The sequence below is a fragment of the Olsenella sp. Marseille-P4559 genome (genome assembly GCF_900605015.1).
In the GTDB taxonomy this organism is placed as follows: Bacteria; Actinomycetota; Coriobacteriia; order Coriobacteriales; family Atopobiaceae; genus Tractidigestivibacter.
The window spans coordinates 473,553-492,044 of the sequence record NZ_LR027575.1 but is presented as its reverse complement, the minus strand read 5'-3'; the positions used below and the strand labels follow the sequence as shown (position 1 = coordinate 492,044).

The 18,492-nt window shown below is 62.7% G+C and carries 12 protein-coding genes; 1 reads left to right on the top strand and 11 read right to left on the bottom strand.

Annotated features, from left to right (window positions below; genetic code table 11):
• The first annotated feature begins 120 nt into the window (after window positions 1-120).
• Window positions 121-561, top strand: coding sequence for a hypothetical protein (locus tag E0E00_RS13735; protein ID WP_130813088.1), 441 nt, complete (start codon window positions 121-123; stop codon window positions 559-561).
• 26 nt (window positions 562-587) lie between these two features.
• On the opposite strand, the gene E0E00_RS14480 is transcribed toward E0E00_RS13735, so the two are convergent.
• From E0E00_RS14480 to E0E00_RS13680, 11 genes are all read right to left on the bottom strand, one after another.
• The gene (locus E0E00_RS14480; protein WP_165443713.1) at window positions 588-2,030 is read right to left on the bottom strand and encodes an ABC transporter ATP-binding protein; all 1,443 of its coding nucleotides are present in this window, start codon (window positions 2,028-2,030) and stop codon (window positions 588-590) included.
• Window positions 2,027-2,893 carry an energy-coupling factor transporter transmembrane protein EcfT gene (locus E0E00_RS13725; RefSeq protein WP_130813087.1) on the bottom strand — a complete coding sequence of 289 codons (867 nt, stop codon included), beginning with the start codon at window positions 2,891-2,893 and terminating at the stop codon, window positions 2,027-2,029. Before E0E00_RS13725 ends, E0E00_RS14480 begins: the two co-directional genes overlap by 4 nt.
• Window positions 2,894-2,930: 37 nt before the next feature.
• Entirely contained in the window at window positions 2,931-4,094 is a 1,164-nt protein-coding gene (locus E0E00_RS13720) for a DUF4430 domain-containing protein (protein ID WP_130813086.1), read from the bottom strand.
• Window positions 4,095-9,554, bottom strand: a complete 5,460-nt coding sequence (locus tag E0E00_RS13715) for a DUF4430 domain-containing protein (protein ID WP_130813085.1) — start codon at window positions 9,552-9,554, stop codon at window positions 4,095-4,097.
• Window positions 9,555-9,944: 390 nt separating this feature from the next.
• Window positions 9,945-10,427: a hypothetical protein gene (locus tag E0E00_RS13710; protein ID WP_130813084.1), complete on the bottom strand. Its 483-nt coding sequence runs from the start codon at window positions 10,425-10,427 to the stop codon at window positions 9,945-9,947.
• 919 nt (window positions 10,428-11,346) lie between these two features.
• Window positions 11,347-12,189, bottom strand: coding sequence for a prolipoprotein diacylglyceryl transferase (lgt, locus tag E0E00_RS13705; RefSeq protein ID WP_130813083.1), 843 nt, complete (start codon window positions 12,187-12,189; stop codon window positions 11,347-11,349).
• 14 nt (window positions 12,190-12,203) lie between these two features.
• Window positions 12,204-12,506 (bottom strand): NifU family protein, encoded by a 303-nt coding sequence (locus E0E00_RS13700; protein ID WP_130813082.1) that lies wholly within the window; start codon window positions 12,504-12,506, stop codon window positions 12,204-12,206.
• 97 nt (window positions 12,507-12,603) lie between these two features.
• A complete protein-coding gene (locus E0E00_RS13695; protein WP_242622285.1) occupies window positions 12,604-15,141 on the bottom strand; it encodes a U32 family peptidase in 2,538 nt (845 codons plus the stop codon).
• Window positions 15,142-15,266: 125 nt separating this feature from the next.
• Complete coding sequence (gene tyrS, locus E0E00_RS13690) at window positions 15,267-16,484, bottom strand: tyrosine--tRNA ligase (RefSeq protein WP_130813081.1); 1,218 nt, start codon at window positions 16,482-16,484, stop codon at window positions 15,267-15,269.
• Between the two features lie 196 nt (window positions 16,485-16,680).
• The gene (locus E0E00_RS13685; protein ID WP_130813080.1) at window positions 16,681-17,826 is read right to left on the bottom strand and encodes an acetyl-CoA carboxylase biotin carboxylase subunit family protein; all 1,146 of its coding nucleotides are present in this window, start codon (window positions 17,824-17,826) and stop codon (window positions 16,681-16,683) included.
• Window positions 17,827-17,837: 11 nt separating this feature from the next.
• Window positions 17,838-18,492 (bottom strand): glucosaminidase domain-containing protein (locus tag E0E00_RS13680; protein ID WP_207302776.1); only part of this gene is annotated, 655 nt, incomplete at its 5' end.

Sequence of the window (18,492 nt, the reverse complement as noted above, 5' to 3'; positions counted from 1 at the left end):
GCGGCCTTCACACAAGACTCTATGCCACAGCATACCGCCCGCTTGCGGGAAACCACACCCAAGCTGCGTCGAATTGCCTAAGATGGGCTTGTGCAGCACCTATCGACCGGAGGAGGCCCCATGCTCTACGTTGGAAACTTCAGCTACAACGATGACAAGGACCAGGCAAATAACTACTGCCTCATGCCGTGCGTGGTGGAGGCAGATTCGGCAGATGAGGCGCTCGAGAAGTTCGCGTCCAAGTTCGCGAGCGTGCGCGCCGAGTCGGACCTGCTGGAGGGCGCAAGCGAGATCTACCTCGACTCGCTCGTCGAGCTTGAGGGCATACCGCAGGACCCCGTGATCACCCAGTGGCAGAAGATCGTACCCGCCATCGACGGCCTGTGCTCCGTGACCAGCGCGCTTCCCGACACGAGTGTGGACGAGCTTTTTGCCAGCGCATATGGCTGGGGCGAGGACGACGGTGACGAGATCGAGCTCGAGGACATGGAGGACTTGGATGGTCTTGCCGAGGACGACCTCGAGGAGGAGGGTATGGAGAAGCCGTTCCTCACGTTCTAGCGCCCAGCGGTGGCGCAGCCCGCGCCTTACGCGTGGTACAGCCAGGACCCGGCGAGAAACTCGTCGGGTCTTTCTGTGCAGGTGACGGCCCCATCAAAGAGCAGCGACACCGAATCTGCCGCGGCCGCGACAAACGCAAGGTCATGCGTGGCAAGGAGGACACTTTTCCCCTCTTTGCGCAAGTCTTGGACGAGAAGCGCGAGCTTGGTTCGTGCCGCAGCGTCAAGGCCCTTGGTAGGCTCGTCCAAGATGAGCAGGTCCGGCTGGGCCAGCAGCATCTTGCCGAAGGCAACAAGCTGCTGCTGGCCACCGGAAAGGTCGAGCGGGTTTCTCGCCGCCACGCCTGCAAGCCCGAGCCGCCCCATCATGGCCGTGACGTCGGCCTCCCCATAGCCAACGCCCTTTGACCAGAGCATGAGCTCATCGCGAACGGTCTGCGCCGAGAGGATTGCGCGCGGACTCTGTGGCAAGTACGCCTGCGAGGTAGCATGCGGACGCGAAATGCGACCGCGCTGCGGCGTCAGCGAGGCGCACGCAAGCTGCAAGAGCGTCGTCTTTCCGGAGCCATTGCCACCCACGATGGCCGTGACCTGGCCTTCGGGCGCCCCGAGGTCAAGGCCGCGCAGAACCCAGTCGGCCTTGCGCTCGTAGCGAAACCACGCGTCGCAAAGGGAAAGTGCGGGACGTGATGTCGCTCGCGCGGCAACAGCTCGCGCGGCAACAGGCGTTGCCTGCCGGATGCTCTCCGGCCTAAATGCACAAGCGGCTACGGCCTCGTCCAGGGAAAGCTCGCGCACACGACCTTCCTCCATGCGAAAGGCGCACGTAGCCACATCGCGCATGGGCGCAGGAGCATGGGTTGCCACCACGACGGTCACCCCAAGCTCGCGATTTGCCCTAAAGAGCATGGCGAGAAAGTCCTTCTCGGCAACCGGGTCGAGCATGGAGGTGGGCTCGTCCAGAAGCAACAGGCGCGGGCGCATGGCAAGCGTGGCCGCAAGCGCGAGCATCTGGCGCTGCCCGCCGGAAAGACTCGTCGTCTGCCGACGAAACCACGGCTCCATGCCAAAGAACATGCAGGTCTCGGCCACGCGGCGGCGCATCTCGGGCACAGGCGTCCCCAGGTTCTCCAGGCCGAAGGCCATCTCGTGCCACACGGTGTCGCACACAATCTGGCTGTCGGGACTCTGGAAGACGAGGCCCACGGCCTGCGCCGATTCAATCGGCAAGAGCGATCGAACGTCCTTCCCAAATTCGAGCACGTTGCCGACAAGCGTTCCCGTGGGAGCAACCTCTGGCTTGGCCAGGCGCAAAAGCGTTGACTTGCCGGAGCCGGTACCCCCTGTGAGCAGTGCAAACGCACCTTCGGGAACGGCAAGCGAGACATGCTCGAGCACGGGTGCCGGATGCGGCTCCGTATCGGTGGCAGGGTAGGTGAAGCTCACGTCCCCAAACTCGAGCGCGTTCATGCAAGCCTCTCCCACCTTGCGCGTTGTCCCAGGTCGAGCGCCGTAGGGAGGAGTCCCAGCACGACATAGGGGGCATAGCCCCACCAGGCGACAAGCCGAGGCATGGTGGGATAGAAATGCCACTGGGAGCAGGCCACGTAGACGAGAAATGCGCTCGCGGCTGCCAGCGCTGCAATGCCACAGAGCGAGAGCGCGTCAGAGGTGCGGAAGGCATCCGGCAGGTAACAGCTGCGATGCTCCCTGGCACCCCACCCACGCGCCCGCATGGCATCGGAGCGCTCGATCGAGTCCTCCATCGACCAGCTCATGAGTTGGTCGGCAATGCGCACGCCACGCTCGCGCGAGCCCGCTGGTGCTGCCGCCGTGGTGGCGAGCGTCGCAGCACGTACGGTCTCTGACCTGCGCAAGAGCTGCGGCACCATCTGGGCGGCCATCGAGGTCACCAGGGTCACCGTTGGGAGCGCTCGGGCACCCAGCTGGAGCAGACGGTCCTGCGTGAGCACGCAGGCAGCGTCCTCGAACCATAGGACAACCGCGACGAGAAGGATGCCAGCGCATGCGCCGTAGGCAATGCTCTCCCGGTAGATGGCCATGGGCCCAAGGTAGGCAACAAGCGTGGACCCCGATGCCGAGAAGAGCGGATTGGCCACGGCAACGAGCGCCACCATGGGCAACTGCCAGCAAAGCCCGCCAAGCGTGCGGCGCCAGCCCCGGGCAGCAAACGAGAACGCAAGCGCTCCGACAAGCGAGATGCCCACACAGACGGGCTGCATCGCGAAGATTGCGATGAGGATGGTCGCGGCGAAGTACGTCGCGGGCACGACAGGGTGACAGATGTCGAACGCGGTATGTGTGTCTCGCATGGTAAGCATGGGAAGAGTATGACGTACCTTCCTGGCACTATGACGACGTGACGTAGACCCACGTCACCGTATCGCCATCCGAAAGCGTGCAGTTGGCTGCCGAGTAGCCGGGGTAGCTGCCGTTAACTGCGTACTTCCAGCCGCTCGCACCGCCTTGGTCCTTCTCGGCATAGCCATCGATGGCGGCAACGTATGTGCCGTAGACCGTATCGCGTGCATTCACGCTGGCACCTGTGGCGAGAAGCGCGTCATAGGCAGAGGACCCCGGGGCAAGCGAGACGGAGTAGGACTGGGCCGAGCCGCCGTCGGCAGACGCGTTGATGGTCACACTCACGTGGATCTTTGCGTCCTGGCTGGCCGAGGAGTCAGAAGGCGAACCCGTAGGGCTGGTACCGGACCCCGCAGAGCCTCTGCCGGACGAGGTGTCACCGGATGTGGCTGCGGTACCCGAGTTGACCGTTTCCTGACGGCTGGAGACGTCCTGAGACGAGAGGTTCTCGCCCCCAGACGTTACGCCGCCCTCAACGGAAATTCTGGTGCCATCCGGCAGCAGCGGGTCTGTGCCGGCGGACTGCGGTATGGTAGCATCTTCGAGCTTGGCGTACGCGTCACCCGAGATGCGATACCCCTCGGCAGCCGAGAGAATCTGCGCGGTGCCTCCCGAGGTTGGTGTGGTGCCCGCCGCCATGGCGAGGGCCATGCGAACGGCGCCGGCCCCGTCCTCGCAGATCCAGGTGACTCGCAGGCTGGCACCCCTGCTTGCTGCCCACAAGGACAGCGCCGCCGCGCGTTGGGAGGTCTTCTCCACCATGTCCTGGGCGTCGGCGGAGCTTGCCTCCTCAACCCAGATGCCCTCGGAGGAGAGGACCACCTTGGCATCGTCCTTGCCGAGAGAAACGTCCTTGCCATCAAACGAAAGCGAGGTCAGAGCCTGTATGATGTCATCTGCCGTCAGCGTGGTGGCCGTGGCATCACCCACGGCAGGCTGCTCGCTGTCCGATGCCTCCTGCACGGTCTCGTCTGCCGTGGTCCGAAGCGCACCAGACGCGTTGGCCCATGCAAGGGGGTCACCACCCTGCACGTAGACGGACATCGCCCACACGCAGAAGACCACGAGCACAACGGCCAGCGCTGCGACGACAGCGCGGACGGTCTTCCTGCCGGCACCCATCCGCACTTCCTCCTTGTCACGTTCTGTCATCTAGCTGCGCCTCCCATCGGCATCCTCGTCGCCCTCTCGACGACGCGTGACGGCAAGCAGGAAGAGCGCGGCAAGGCCGACGCAGGTTCCCACGATGGGCCAGATGGGAAGGTTGAAGAGGGACTCCGCCGAGAGACCCTGCCCAGGCAAGCCGGTAGAGGTGTCGCCTACGCCCGTGGTGGCGGTCGAGGTCGACGTCACGCTCGTAGACGAGAAGCCACCGAGAAGCGACTCCTCGGATGCCTGAGCGGTGCCGCTTGCGGAAGTGTCCTTGGCGGATGCAGGCGTTTGGGGGGTGCCCTTGCCGACCGGATTCTTGCCGCCATTGGGCACGCCGCTGGCAGGAGGCTGGACATCTTGCTGCTCGTCAGTCTCGTCTCCAGAGGGCTCCGGAGACACCGGCACCGTAAGGCCGGCATCAAGCTTGAAGAGGTATCCGGAGTCGTTGTAGAAGTATAGGTTGCCCTTGGCGTCACATGCGATGGAGCTCATGCAGTACTGCCATAGCTCCTGGGCAGGCCTGAAGAGCGTGGTTGCCTTGGTGTCGCCCAGTCGGTAGGCGTATGCGCCACCAGGCGCACCGTTGCAGGTGAAGTACACGTACGTATTGCCATCCGCGACAACGTTCACCAGAGGGGCGCTCTTGACGTCACCGGTTCCCACCTGGCCCTTCACCTCGGTAGTGGGAACCAGGACCTCGTGCTCCACCCTCCAGGAGGCAAGGTCAATCACGAAGAGCGCGCCGCGGGTAAGGTCTCCCGCAGAGGAGCCGCCTACGTACATCTTGCCATCGCAGATGGTAGGTGTCGACGTAGAGAAAGAGCCAAACGTCAGGCTGCGCCCAGCCGTCAGCGAGCCGTCGGCGCCCAGGAAGATTTCATGCAGTGCGCCATCAGTCGTGACCGCGTATGCCGTATTCCCGCTCATCACGATCTGCGCACGGCAGCGCGTGCCAAGTGAGAGAGAAGAGACCACATTGCCCGTCATGGCGTCGAGAAGGTACACGTTGCCGGCATCGTCGGCCGTGAGCATTCCCGCACTAGTAGCCGTCACGCCCGTCCAGTAGTAGCCAACGCTCTCGCTGTTCTCGCGCTTCCATACAAGGCTACCGTCCTTTAGGCTCACGCAGGCAACGTAGCCGCCGCACGAGTCTGCGCCCTCAGGGGCAACGGTCGAGAAGTACGCATGCCCGTCATGCACGGTAATCGAGGAGAGCGTCTGCTGCTCAACGCTTGCGCCGCTCGAGCTCGTCGAGGCCGGGAGCGCCTCAGAGATCCAGACCGTTGTGAGCTTGTCGGCGGTAAGGGCCTGGATGCGACCGTTGTGGAGCGGCACCAGGATGAGTCCGTCGGTGTATTGCAGACGCGCTGTAGAGTCAACAGTCTCTGCGAGGCGAGCCTCTGCAAGCACCACGCCCGTCGAGGCATCGCGCCGGTAGAGCTGCTTCTGCGCAGCGTCGTAGACGTCCCCGTTCACAATGATTGCGTCGCTCGCGTTGACGAACATGGACGTCACAGAACGCGACTGCGCCCAGTCGAGCTTGGCATACGTGCCAGAACCCGGTATGGGAGTAGCCAGCCCGCGCACCACACCCGTGCCGTCATTGCCCTTGTAGCCTGCCCAATCTGCAAGCAGGTCTGTGGGACGCGCGGCTGTGGGGTCAAGAACCACGGCGTCGCTCGCGGGCAGCGAGTCTCCGTCGGCCGCGTAGTACCACACGACCTCGTCGCCATCGGCGATGGCAACCGAGCCGGCGCCCTTGTCGGAGAGCCTGCCGTTTACAAACAGCTGCCAGTACCTCTTCGTTGAGCTGTCCCAGCCAAGCGTGCGTCCGTCATGCGGCGAGGTGATGCTGCTCAGGTAGTAGCCCGCAGTTGCCGATGACTTGTGGACGAGGCTCTTCTCGGCAAACACTGCCTCGGAGAGGTCGGCGGCCGTCGAGCCATTGACGAGCGTCAGCGAGGTTGTGGTGGCCCAGACCTGATCGTTGCCAGAGGCGTCCTTCCCGATGACCTTGACCGACCCGGTGACCTGGCCAGGAAGGGAGTCTCCCCACTTCGAGTAGTACCAGACGACCTTGTCGCCTTCCTTGAGGATGTAGTTCGAGGCCATGACGCTGGCGGACTTGCCGTTGATGAAGAGCTGCCACCACGTGTTGGTGGCAGCGTTATAGCCGACCGGGCTGCCATCCTTGGTGAAGGTGTAGAGGTCGCTGTCGTAGGTGATGCCGTTGGCGTCGAGGACCCTCTTCGTGAGCTCCGCCGCAGTGGTGCCAGGCTCAACCGCGAGAGAGGTCTCAGGTGCCCACGAGGTGTTCTCACCGGAAGCGCTGGGACCGATGACCGAGCAGCTTGCTGTGATGCTCTCGGGTGCGTCCTCGCCAGAGGTGCCCTTGATCGTGAACGTGGCCGAGACGTCCTGGTCCACGAGGCTTGCCAGCTTGGCCTTGAGCTGGTCGCTTACCGTAGGGTCATCCTTGTAGTAGGCATAGTAGGCCTGGTAGCGCTCGTCGGAAAGGCGCGAGGTGATGGTCACCCGCGTGGTGTCCGTGGGCTTGGTGTAGGCGAGAACCTCGTTCGAGATGATGTCCGGACGGCTCGATCTGAACGTACGCCAGGCCATACCGGCCATCGCGTCATAGCCGGGCAGCTCAACTGCCACGATGCCGGGGTGCGCCGACTGCGTTGCACGGTCGCGCGCCCACGCAAGGTCACCAGACTCGTTCTCATAGGCGCCGAGGAAGGCGTGAAGGCCTGCCGCAATGTCGCTTGGGTCCTGCCCGTCGAGAAGCGCTTCGGCATATCCTGCCTTGGCCTTCTCCATGAGCGAGACCGCCGTGTCAATGTCCTGCTCGCTTATGGGCAGAAGCGTGAACTCCAGGGACTTGCTCGCCGTGATCTCGGGGTTGGACTTGTCGGTAATCGTACAGGTCAGGGTCACGGTACGTGACGCACCAAGCGGGCGAACCACCGTCGCGCGATATCCGTTGGGGATGACCAGGGCATCGCCGCTGCTGTAGGAAACCGAGTTGTGCTTGCCATCAACGCCCAGCGTGCGCGTCGTGGGAAGCTGCAGGTCCGTGGAGACGGCCGCGTGGTCAACCGCATCACCAGTAGAGAAGGCCGTCACCTTGTCGTAGGTGAAGCCCGCCTCGAGCCTGGCCCCGAGGCCTGCCTTGGCAGCGGCCACCGCCTCGGGGTCCGCCTTGACGGTAATCGGGAAGTCTTTGGTAACCGTGACGTCTGGCATGCCATAACCGGTGAAGGAGACGGTGGCCGCAAGGGTCACAGACTTGTCTGCAGAGCCGCGCGTGACCGTGGCGGTGAGCGAACTGTCCCAGCTCTCACCGGTTACGGACACGGAGCTGTCATTTGAGGCCCACGAAGCCCGGGCGCCGTTGAGGCTTGCAGGCAGCGTGACAGGCTGCGTCACCGAGGCCGCGGAGTCGCCGTCCGCAAAGCCAAGCGCGATGGCATCGACCTTCTTCTGCAGGATGGAGCGTGCGGCATCCTCGTCCCAGGGCACCTGGAAGGTGCGGCTGGGATTATACGTCACGGTCTCGTCGCCGCGGGTGAGCGTGAACTCGATCGACTTCACCGTCTGGAGCGACGAGATGCTCCAACTTGAGACCTTGTCGGTGTCACACGAGAAGTACGTTATGGTGCCGTTGTCGGCGTCTGCAGAGGAGATTCCCACCTTTGCACTAGCGTTAGCGCCCGAGAAGGACACGCTGCTCACGCGCACAGTGAGACCTGTGGTGTCAACGCCGTCCTTCGCCAGCTTGGCGAGAAGCACGTCGTTGATGTTGGTATCCGTGCCGTACGTGAGAGAGGGGCGCCAGTTCTCGTTTTGGAGGCGCGTGGTGGCCCCCGCGAGCGAGTCTCCGCTCACGACCTGCTGGGCGAAGCCCCCAGAGACGGAAGTGGTACCGCTCGTCGCTGTGACCTTAAGGTACTTGCCTGCCGCGGCCGCCGGAACCTGCAGGCTGGCAGACGTGCAGCCGACAAGCGGCTGCCACTCTGCCGACGGCGCGTCGGCACGTGCCGCGACATACCACTGCAGGTTGACGCCGTCCTTGCCGGTCACATCCGCGTTGCTGCCCGAAAGCTGCGATGCATAGACCGTGGCCTTTGCGGTGTCGCCAGCAATCAGCGTGCCCGAGGAGGGCGAGAGCACGACGTGGTGCAGGTCGTAGGCTCCCGTAGCCTTGACCAGGGTCTTCTCGCTTGAGGCCGATGCCATGAGGGAGCTGCAGGTGACCCACACGTACTTGCCCTCGAGCGGCGAGGAGAGCTCGAGCGAGGTCCCGTTGGCGCCGTCTGCAGCCGTGAGCTCTCGGGCGTTGGTGCCCGCTGCATCATCCGCAACGTACCAGGTGCACGTAAGCCTGGCGTCCGAGGGAAGGTCTGTCTCGTACGAACCCCAGCTGCTTGCCTTCTCGTACTGGGGCTTCGCCGTAAGCGTCGCGCCTACCTGAGCGTTTGTGGTCGTGGAGGAGAGCTTCACGCTCGAGACGTCGTAGCCACCGGCAAGCGCCACGGGTCCCACGGGGTCTTGCGAAGAGGCTCCGTAGTTAGACGGAACGCTTGTAAAGACCACAAGGTTGTTGCTCGTCGCCTTGACGCGCAGGTACTTGCCGAGAAGAGACGTGCCGTCGGTGAGCGTCTGGGGTATGGTGAACGTGGCGGAGGTGGCGTCGGGGATGTCCGTGAACGCGGAGTCCGAGGTGGTCTTGGCCGACGCCCACTGCCATTGGTAGTGCACGATATCCGTAGAGGATGCCTTGGCATAGGAGCCGGTGTAGGCAGTGGCGGTAAGGGTCTGGCCAACCTTCGCGGAACCGGACGCATCGACCGTCACCTTGTACAGCGTGACGGCTCCTGCCTCGGCGATAGGTCCGGCTGCAGGGCTCTTGGTCGCCCCAAAGCCACCATCAGCGCTTGCGTAGATGTACTTCCCCAGGAGATCGGAGGTGATGGTGAGCGAGGAGCCCGTAGCACCTTCGATCTTCTCGCCAGTGGCGTATTCCGAATTAGCCGCGTACCATGACCAGCTCACGTCGGCGTTAGAGGTGACGTCCGCGCCGTTTGCGCCCTTGGCCATCGCGATGACGGTGTCACCCGGCACGAGCTTGTCGGTCGTGCTCAGGGATACGTTAACGATGGTGACTGCGGTGGCAGCAGTGGCTGCCGGGGCCGCAGCGGTGACCGCAGTCGAGGCACTCTCCTCGACCGGGGCAGCCTCGGTCGTCTCGGCGGTCTCCGCCGGCGCCGATGCGGTAGTCTCGGCGCCTTCTGTTGGAGTCGACGCGCTCGTCTCAGCAGGCGTCACCTCCGAGACCGCCTCTGCCAATGCGCTGGTGGGCACCATCGATGCCGCCATCAACAGCGACAGGACGCCCGCCAAGACCCTATCGCGCAGGCGACGATTGGCCATAGTCGTGGACTCTGTGGGATTCATACCCCGCCCCCTGTTCCTTGCTCCTGTTGGAGCAGCGAGGGCAGGCAGGGCCGTCGAGTGTTGACGGTAGCCTCAACGCGCGGCACCAGCGATTGCGTGGCGCACGCACGACTGAGCACAGTTCCGGTTGCTGACCCGGAGTAGAACCGGGATCCATTTGCAGGCCTCACAGCCGCCCAAACCGTGCCCTCGGTCTGAATGTTGGCTAGAAGTATAGACGAGAAGAAGGCACCGTTCTCGCAGCATGACCGCCCGCAACGCTTTCGTGCACGAATGTGTGACACACCCAGGTCGCAACACATTCGTCAACGAAACTGTTACGACCTGCAACACAATCGCATGCCCAAGCAGCATGCCGAGCGCCAGAGTCCAGACCGGAACGCTCTGCCTTTACTGCGAGAGCCCGCCCTCCCAGCGCAAGAGTCTCTCCCTCAGCTCGTGGCGGCGCGCCCTTGCCTCTCGTGACATGTCAATCTCCCCCGTTCCAAGCTGTCGTGAAAGCTGCATGGCGAGATGATCCATCCTCGAGTCGCTGATAAGGTGCTCATGCACCGCGACAAGCACCTGCTCCCCATGGTCGAGAAGGTCATTCCGGCGGAGGTTGTCCGATACCATGTCATGCGGCATGCTGTGGTCAGGACCGCCAAAGTACTCAAGAATGACCTTCCACGTTTGCCACCAAAGATCAGGGATGTAGTACTTCATTCCAAACTCGTCAATGTAGCAGCGCTTGTTAAGGCAAGGCGGTGGGAATCCATAGCCGCCTACCCCGACGTGTAGCATGAGCACAAGCACCAATACCGTCTCCATCGGCGAGCCAGAACCCGGCAGCAGATATCGCAAGGCCCAACGAACCTTCTTGACGCCACGCATTCCATCTCGTCCCGCCAACGATAGGCGCAGTGCCTCTGGCGTCATGCATGCCGGACGCCCGTAGGCAACGCGTCCGCCTCCAACTGGAAAGCGGTATGAGCCACACAGCTCGAATCCTAGAAGCAGTAGCTCAAGCCCATCAAAGTTGTGAGCAAGCTGCAGAAATGTATCCTCCGGGGAAGAGACGAGGACGCTATTCTCGGAAGCCAGGAACTTCCCTCCCCACTTCCAGTAGCGAGGACAGGCAGTCGCGGTGCCAGTGCGACGAGAAGAACCATTCACGAGTACCTGCAAGGGAAAGGTAAGCCCTGAGAGTGGAGGAAGGAGAGCCCTCGTCTCCCGCTCCCTAGAGAAACTTGACCCAAGATGATCTAGGCAAACGAGCCGAGACGCATCGCCTGGCGGCCAGTCGTAGCGACGCCAGTACTCTAGGGCTGATGTATGTCCAAGGTAGATTGCCATGCTCCAAGCTTATGGACGCGAGCCGAATGTCACTTCGAGTTTCCAAGAAAGTTCGACAGCAACCTCGCACGCTGCTGTCACGCATCTGACAGCAGGTCTCGTTTGCGCTGAAATACGGGGGTGCAAAACAATGAAATACGGTTATCGTCACCAAGGCACAAAGGGGCGCCGTCCACAAAATGCCTGCTCAGGGCTGGTGCAGAAAATGGAAAACCTGTGGATGAGCGGAATGCGCAAAAAGGGCCGTCATCCAAGGGCCTCCGCTGTCATGTCGAAAACTCCGCCTAGGATGACGCCCGGCTACGGCGTTGATGCTCGCGAATGTGTGACGAAACGCAACACAATCGTCGACGTTTGTGTGACGACCAGCGCGCGTCACACATTCGGGACCGAATGTGTGACGGACTGCAACACAATCGCACACGAGAGCACAGCGCGCGAGAAAAGCGAGACGCCCCTATGCCGCGTCATCTGTCGCGGGCTCAAGGCGACCCACCTGGGAACGGTCGTACCGCCGCGCAAACACAAGCACCACGATGCCCGCCACAATGAGTGGCAGGCTCAACACCTGCCCCATCGTGAGCCAGTTGGTGCCGAGAAGGTATCCCAGCTGCACATCAGGCAGCCGCACAAACTCGATGAGAAACCTAAACACACCGTAGAGCGTGAGAAACGTCCCAATGAACGTCCCCTGCGCCCGGGGCGGCCGTCGCCGCGACAGCGCGAACAGCACGCAGAACAGCACCACACCCTCGAGCAGCGCCTCGTAGAGCTGAGAGGGATGCCGGTACACGTTGCCGCCCGAAGAAAACGTGACGCCCCACGGCAGCGAGGTCTCCTTACCCCACAGCTCGCCGTTCACAAAGTTGGCGCAGCGGCCAAAGAAGAGCCCGATGGGAGCGCCAATCGCGGCAAGATCGGCCACCGTGAGCACCGAGAGCTTCCAGCGCTTGCACGCAATGGTGCCACCGACAAGTGCGCCCACAAGCCCGCCGTGAAAGCTCATGCCCCCCTGGTTGAGGGCAAAGATCTCAAGCGGATGCTCGAGGTAGTATCCCGCACCGTAAAACAGCACGTAGAAGATACGCGCACCCACGATGACACCCACGGCAACATCGATCATGATCGAGAGCACGTCATCGGTAGCAAGGTCAAGCTTCCAGCGTTTGGCCACGCGCGCAATCACCAGCCCCGCGCACACGAACCCCGCCAGGTACGCGATGCCATACCAGCGCACCTGGAAGGGTCCGAGCGTGAATGCGACGGGATCAAGCGAATGATAGAGATCGTTCAGCCACACGGACGGCACCCGGCCTAGAGAAGCGCAGGTTGCACGCGTGTAACGCCCGGTACGTGCTCTTTGAGGATGCGCTCGATACCCTCGGACATATCGTAGGTCGAGAGTGGGCAGCCAGCGCAGGCGCCCTGCATCTCAAGCGTCACCACACCGTCATCGGTGCAGTCGATAAGGGCGACGTCGCCACCGTCGGCCTGCAGGCTCTGACGGATGATGTCAATGGTCTCGGACAGCAGCTTGCGGTTAAGCACCGGCTTTGCCTCGGTGGTCTGCTCACCCTTCTCGGCACCCTCGGCGCTGGGGGTCTCGTTCTCTGCCATGGTCCTCTCCTCCCGCGCGGGTGCCCCCGCGCCTGTGCTCGCGCGAATTTCCTCTGTCGCGAATTCCTAGTGTAATGATAGGCTACAAGGTCTCATATTACCCAATGCCCGAGAAAAGATGCCCGGAGGTTGCGCCCTGCACACGAGGAGCAGGCCGCCTCCCAGCCGCAACCGCCGCTAGTGCGCGCACCACTCGCTCGACGGCAAACGCGCACTCCTCGGGCGAGAGAAGCGTCGCATCGGCCATAAGACGCGTGATTCCAGCCGCAACAAGGGTATCTGCCTGCGGCGTTGCATCCAGCGGATGCGCTGCCCAAATATGCGACCGTCCATGCACGTCGATTCGCACCGGCAAGAGGTTGCCATCGATGTCGCGCAGCGAGAGACGTCGGCGGCGCAGCTCGCAGTTAGGGCAATCGTGAATGCAGCGACCAGCCGCCTGCAACACGCAATGCTCGCTGGTCATGGCGCGCGCGCGTCCGGAGACCACAAGCCCCACCGGCACCGATGCCGTCCCCGCAAGCGCGCAGACCTCCTCCAGCGTAAGCTCCGGAGAGAGCCAGAGCCCAGCGGCACCCGCCTCCTCCAGCGCCACAAGGCAACTCTCGTTGTGCACGGGAATGCAGGCGCGCACCTCGGCGAGAGCACCACGCGACGTAGCAAGCGCAAGCTCGGAGACGTTGCCCACGCCCACAGGCTGCCCGGCACGCACCCACGGGTCCAGACGGGCGTGGTCGCCCTCGCGGCACACCTCGTCGAGCCAGGGAATCACGCCCTCGGGCCACACGGCCCCGTCCTCCAACGCGTCCGATGTCGCGTAGACGCGTGTGGCGCCGGCATCAAGCGCGGCGCGCGCTGCCCTGGCCGTAGCCACCAGCGCGCAGGCCTCGGGCGCGGGCCTCGTCCACGCGTCCGGCGCAGCAAGCAAGGCCTTCTCGCGCACGTCCACCAGGCGCGCGGACACGCCGCGTGCCGAGGGGGCAACGGCAAGGCCTTCTCCGCGCATCTCGTATGGCGCAAGGATCTCCTGCTCAAGGGTCTTGCATGCCTGGGTGCGCACCTTGTGCACGTCCGAGAAGCCCATGCCCACGCCCTCGTCTGTCTCGACCTCAAACGAGACGGGCTCGAAGGGGCTCTGACCCATGCGGCCCACATGCTCGATGAGGTCATCCCTGGTCACAGCCTTGGTGCGAGCGGACTCGACCACAAAGCCCTCTACCGTGGCAGAGGCCATGCCGTCCGAGCAGGAAAGCGTCACCGAGAAGGGTTCGCCCAGGCGCGCCCGCACGCTTACAGTAACGGGCCGACGGCGCGGCACGCCCAGTCCAGAGACGCGCGCGGCGGCGTCCATCGCTGCCTGCGAGCGGATCACGCGCACCACCGCGCCAGCCGGAATGGGCCGAGAAGCGCGGCAGATGATGGTCTCACCAGCGGCTGCCGCGCGCTCGGAGCGCACCGTAAGGAACTGCGAGGGGTCCTCAACCGGCCGCAGCTCGAGTAGGTCACCCTCCCCTACTGGCTGGCCTAGGCGAACCTCGACGTCCGCGCGGGTGAGGCGCCGCATGCGCTCACGCCCACCGTCGGAGCCGCCGCGCCGCACGAGCGTATCCTCCAGCCCGCGGGACGAGACAACCTCGCCAACCAGCTCGCCGCGGTTGTTGGAGCGCTCGTAGCTCATCATCTCGTCGCCGGAGCGGCCCCAGAGGTAGGCATCCGTGAAGTCGCGATTGAAGACGCGGCGCAGCGTGCGGAGGCGTGCGGCGCTGGCCTTCTCGTCCTCGTTCCCCGCTGCCAGGGCGTCAAGGGCGCTGCGGTAGGCAGAGGTCACGGCATACACATAGTCCGGAGACTTCATGCGACCCTCGACCTTGAGCGACGCCACGCCAGCATCGCGCAGCTGGGGAAGGTCATCGATAACGCAGTAGTCCTTGGGACAGAGGGGGCGCGTGCGACCAGGAGCCTCGATGGCGTGTCCCTCCTCGTCCACCAGGTCATACGGCAGGCGGCACGGCTGTGCGCACATGCCGCGGTTGGCCGAGCGCCCGCCTGCAAGCGAGCTCATCATGCACACGCCCGAGTAGCAGAAGCACAGCGCGCCGTGGCCAAATGCCTCCAGCTCCACGCCTTCGCGCGCGATGGTGCGTATCTCGTCCAAAGAGAGCTCGCGTGAGAGCGTCACACGAGCCACGCCCAGCTCGCGGCACCAGGCGACGCCACGAGCGTCGTGCACGTTAGCCTGCGTAGACACGTGGCACTCAATCTGCGGCCAGCTGCGGCGAACCTCGGCGAGAAGGCCCCAGTCCTGGATGATGAAGGCATCGGCTCCCAGCACCCAGGCACGACGTATAAGCTCAAGCACCTGCGGAATCTCGTGTGTGGCAACGGCGACGTTCACCGTCACGTAGACGCGGGCACCTGCAAGGTGCGCGCGCCGACACGCTTCGCCAAAGGCCTCGTCGGTGAAGTTGTGCGCGCCGCGGCGGGCGTTGAAGCTGTTGCCCAGTCCGCAGTAGATGGCATCGGCACCAGCTGCAAGCGCAGCGTTAAACGCCTCGGGGCCGCCTGCGGGGGCCAGGAGCTCCGGCACGGGATGGGTGTCTCTAAAATTGGAGAAGTGCATGAAGACCTCTTGCATTGCTCGCCTCCAAAATTCATCCGTGACCCAAAAGGACGCGGGCCACGGACGAACCATTCTGAAACTCTTGGAAGCTCGGCGGAGCCGGACACGCCATACATGCGAAAAGACCACGTCCGCAGGCACTACACCAGCTTTGCCCAGCGCTTCTTGCCACTCTGGAGAACCGTGCCTGCCGAGAAGAGCGAGGGATCCACGTTGTAGCACTTGGGCCCGACGGCCTGGCCGTCGATCCTGACGCCGCCGCCGTCGATGAGACGGCGCGCCTCACCCGTGCCGCTGGCAATCCTCACGTCCACCAGGAGCTTGGCCAGGTAGACCTTACCCTCGTCGTTCACCTGGACCGTGGAAAACGGGAACTCGGCGATGTCCTCGGGCACCTCGCCCTTCTTGAACGTGGCGTCGAAGGCCTCCCGGGCAGCGTCACCTGCGCCCGCGCCGTGGTAGAGGTCGCAGATGTTGCGGGCAAGCTCGCGCTTGAGGGCGTACGGGTCGGCCGTCCTATCTTTGAACTGCTCGTCGATGGCATCGATATCGTCCACGGGAAGCGTGGAGCACAGGCGGAAGTACAGCGGGATGAGCTCGTCGGTGATGGACATGAGCTTTCCATACATGTCGTCAGCGGGGTCGGTGAGACCAACGTAGTTGCCGTAGCTCTTGGACATCTTCTTCACGCCATCGGTGCCCACGAGCAGCGGCACAGTGAGCGCCACCTGTGGCTCCATGCCCATGGCACGCATGAGGTCGCGACCGGCAAGAAGGTTGAAGATCTGGTCATTGCCGCCCATCTCGAGGTCAGCCTTCACCACGACGGAGTCGTAGGCCTGGAGCACCGGATAGATGAACTCGTGCAGGGCGATGGACTGGCCGTTTGCGTAACGCTTGTGGAAGTCCTCGCGCTCGAGGATGCGTGCCACGTTGAACTGGCTCATGAGCTTGAGCATCTTGGAGAGGTCCAGGGGCTTTAGCCAGTCGCCGTTGTGCACGATGGTGGTCTTCTCGGGGTCGAGGACCTTCATGGCCTGCGCCACGTAGGTCTTGGCGTTTGCCTCGACCTGCTCCTCCGTGAGCGGCGGTCGGGTGGAGTCACGGCCGGACGGGTCGCCGATAAGGGCGGTGCCGTTACCGATGATAAGCGTAACCTTGTGCCCCAGGTCCTGGAACTGGCGCATCTTACGCAGGGGTACGGCATGGCCGAGGTGAAGGTCCGGGCTGGTGGGATCGACACCCAGCTTGATGTTGAGCGGCACCCCGCGCCCAAGCTTCTTCTTGAGCTCGTCCAGGGGCACAATCTGCAGGGTGCCCGAGGTGATGACCTTCAGCTGTTCTTCGACTGGCAGCAATGCTCTGTCCTCCGTGATAAATCGCATGCTTCGCGGACCGCGCCCACGACCGCGCACGCACAAGGATAGCGCAGGTTGGACTAGGCTTCCACGGCCTCGTAGGCATATGCCTTGCAGGCGTTACTCCGTCGCGCTGCCTTATCCAGCCCGAAGCGTCATCAGCCTGGTAACGCCAGCGATACGCCCCTCGGCAATACTACCTGATTGGCAGGTACTTCCATAGTTGAGAAAGCGACTGCCCCCGCATGACGAAGAAGCCAAATCGATTGGAGCTGTCTGTGACAGCATGATCAAACGGCTCGATCTTGCTCACGTTGCAGAGCAGCTCCGGACAATCCTTCTGCACCTGCACGAGGGCATCCAGATCCTCTTGCGAGAAAATAAAGCGAATCATCGAGAATCCCTTTGAATGCTGGGGTGTTAGGTCTGGCTTAAGGCCGAGCGCCACATCGGCAACCCCGCCCACAAAGTCAATCCCCGTCGAAAGCTCTACGAGGTCGCTTCCAATGCAGTCACCACCCATGCGACTGCCAATCTCAACTATCCAAGGCTTCCCACTGCGGTCAATGATAACTTCTGAATGAGAGGCACCATACTGGACACCCAGGCTATCAAGAGCATGCGAAACAACGGCTTTTGTCCGCTCGACAAGCTCATTTGAGATTAGCGCCGGCTCGAAGTGGCCTGTCTCAATGAAGTGGGGAGCTCCTGTCGTGAACTTCTTGGTCATCTGCAGGAAGTGATGCTCCCCCTTCCACGAGATGTACTCAACGCTGAACTCCTCACCAGTCACATACTCCTCTACCACAGCCGCATGCTCCCACGAGCAGGAGAAGGCATCATCGAGCGCCGACTGCAAATCCGCTTGCTTCTCGAGGCGGGTAATACCACGGCTACCAGACCTATCGGTGGGCTTCACGATGAGTGGGAATCGCATCTCGGAAATATCGACGCTCTCACGGTTCTCCGGAGTCACGAGGATGCTTTTGGGCGAAGAGTCCCCATGCTGTGCAAAGGTCTCTCGCATAAGGTGCTTGTTCGTGGAACGCTCCACCGTTTCCACAGAGTTTGCCGTAAGGCCAAGCTCATTGGCGATATAGGTAGCCGTGATGTTGTTGAAGTCAGAGCCAATCGCACAAATCCCGTCGATGCCAATTTCGCGGCAAATGTCCAGAATCTTGTCTTTCTCAGCAGTGCTCACGGGATAGAAGTGGTCTGCGGTCTTCTCGCCAATGTCACCGCTCCGCCAAGCGAAGACATGCGTTTCGTACCCCTTCTCCTCTGCCTTGAGAATCAACGGGTTTTGAAAGTCGCCTGCACCGAGAATTGCGAGCTTCTTCATGCTCCATCCCCTTACTTTAGGGAGTCGAGGATACGGCAGATTGAGGTCCCATAGCTTTCGCTCGACGCCCATGTGCCGGATAGCTTCTCTACGGTTTTGGCGGAACCGCGCTTGACGTACTTGAAGCGGACGTCTACGAGCGTGTTGTTTACGGCATCCGTCGAGGCGTATGCCTTCAGGTGCTGCGCCTGGGCGAGAAGGCCCGTATATACATCTGGGAAGGTATTCGCGGAAGTCGGACTGCTATCCACGGCACCAAGCCCACCAAAGTTGCATTGTTCGGCTTTGACAGCACCACCAAACTGGAGGTATCCGGTTTCAATCATTGCCTGAGCATACACAACTTCGGGACGCACCCCTTCTGAGTTTGCCGCTTGGCACAGAAGAGAGACGAACTCTTCGATACTTGCTGCTCCCTTAGAGGAATACACATCCGATGGGTAGCTGTATCCAGAGCTCTTAAAGTTGGCAACCATCGCAGCTTCAGATACTTCCTGCGAACCCATGATGGGATGTCCAACACCGATGGATACCGTTACGTAGTCGTCCGCGCCGAAGCTGGACCAGGCGCCGGCCACGTAGGCCTGCACGAGGAAGGTGTAGCGGGTCCCGTTCTCGAGGCCGCCGGCCACGTAGGACTCGCCGGCGCAGTCGTAGGTGTAGGTG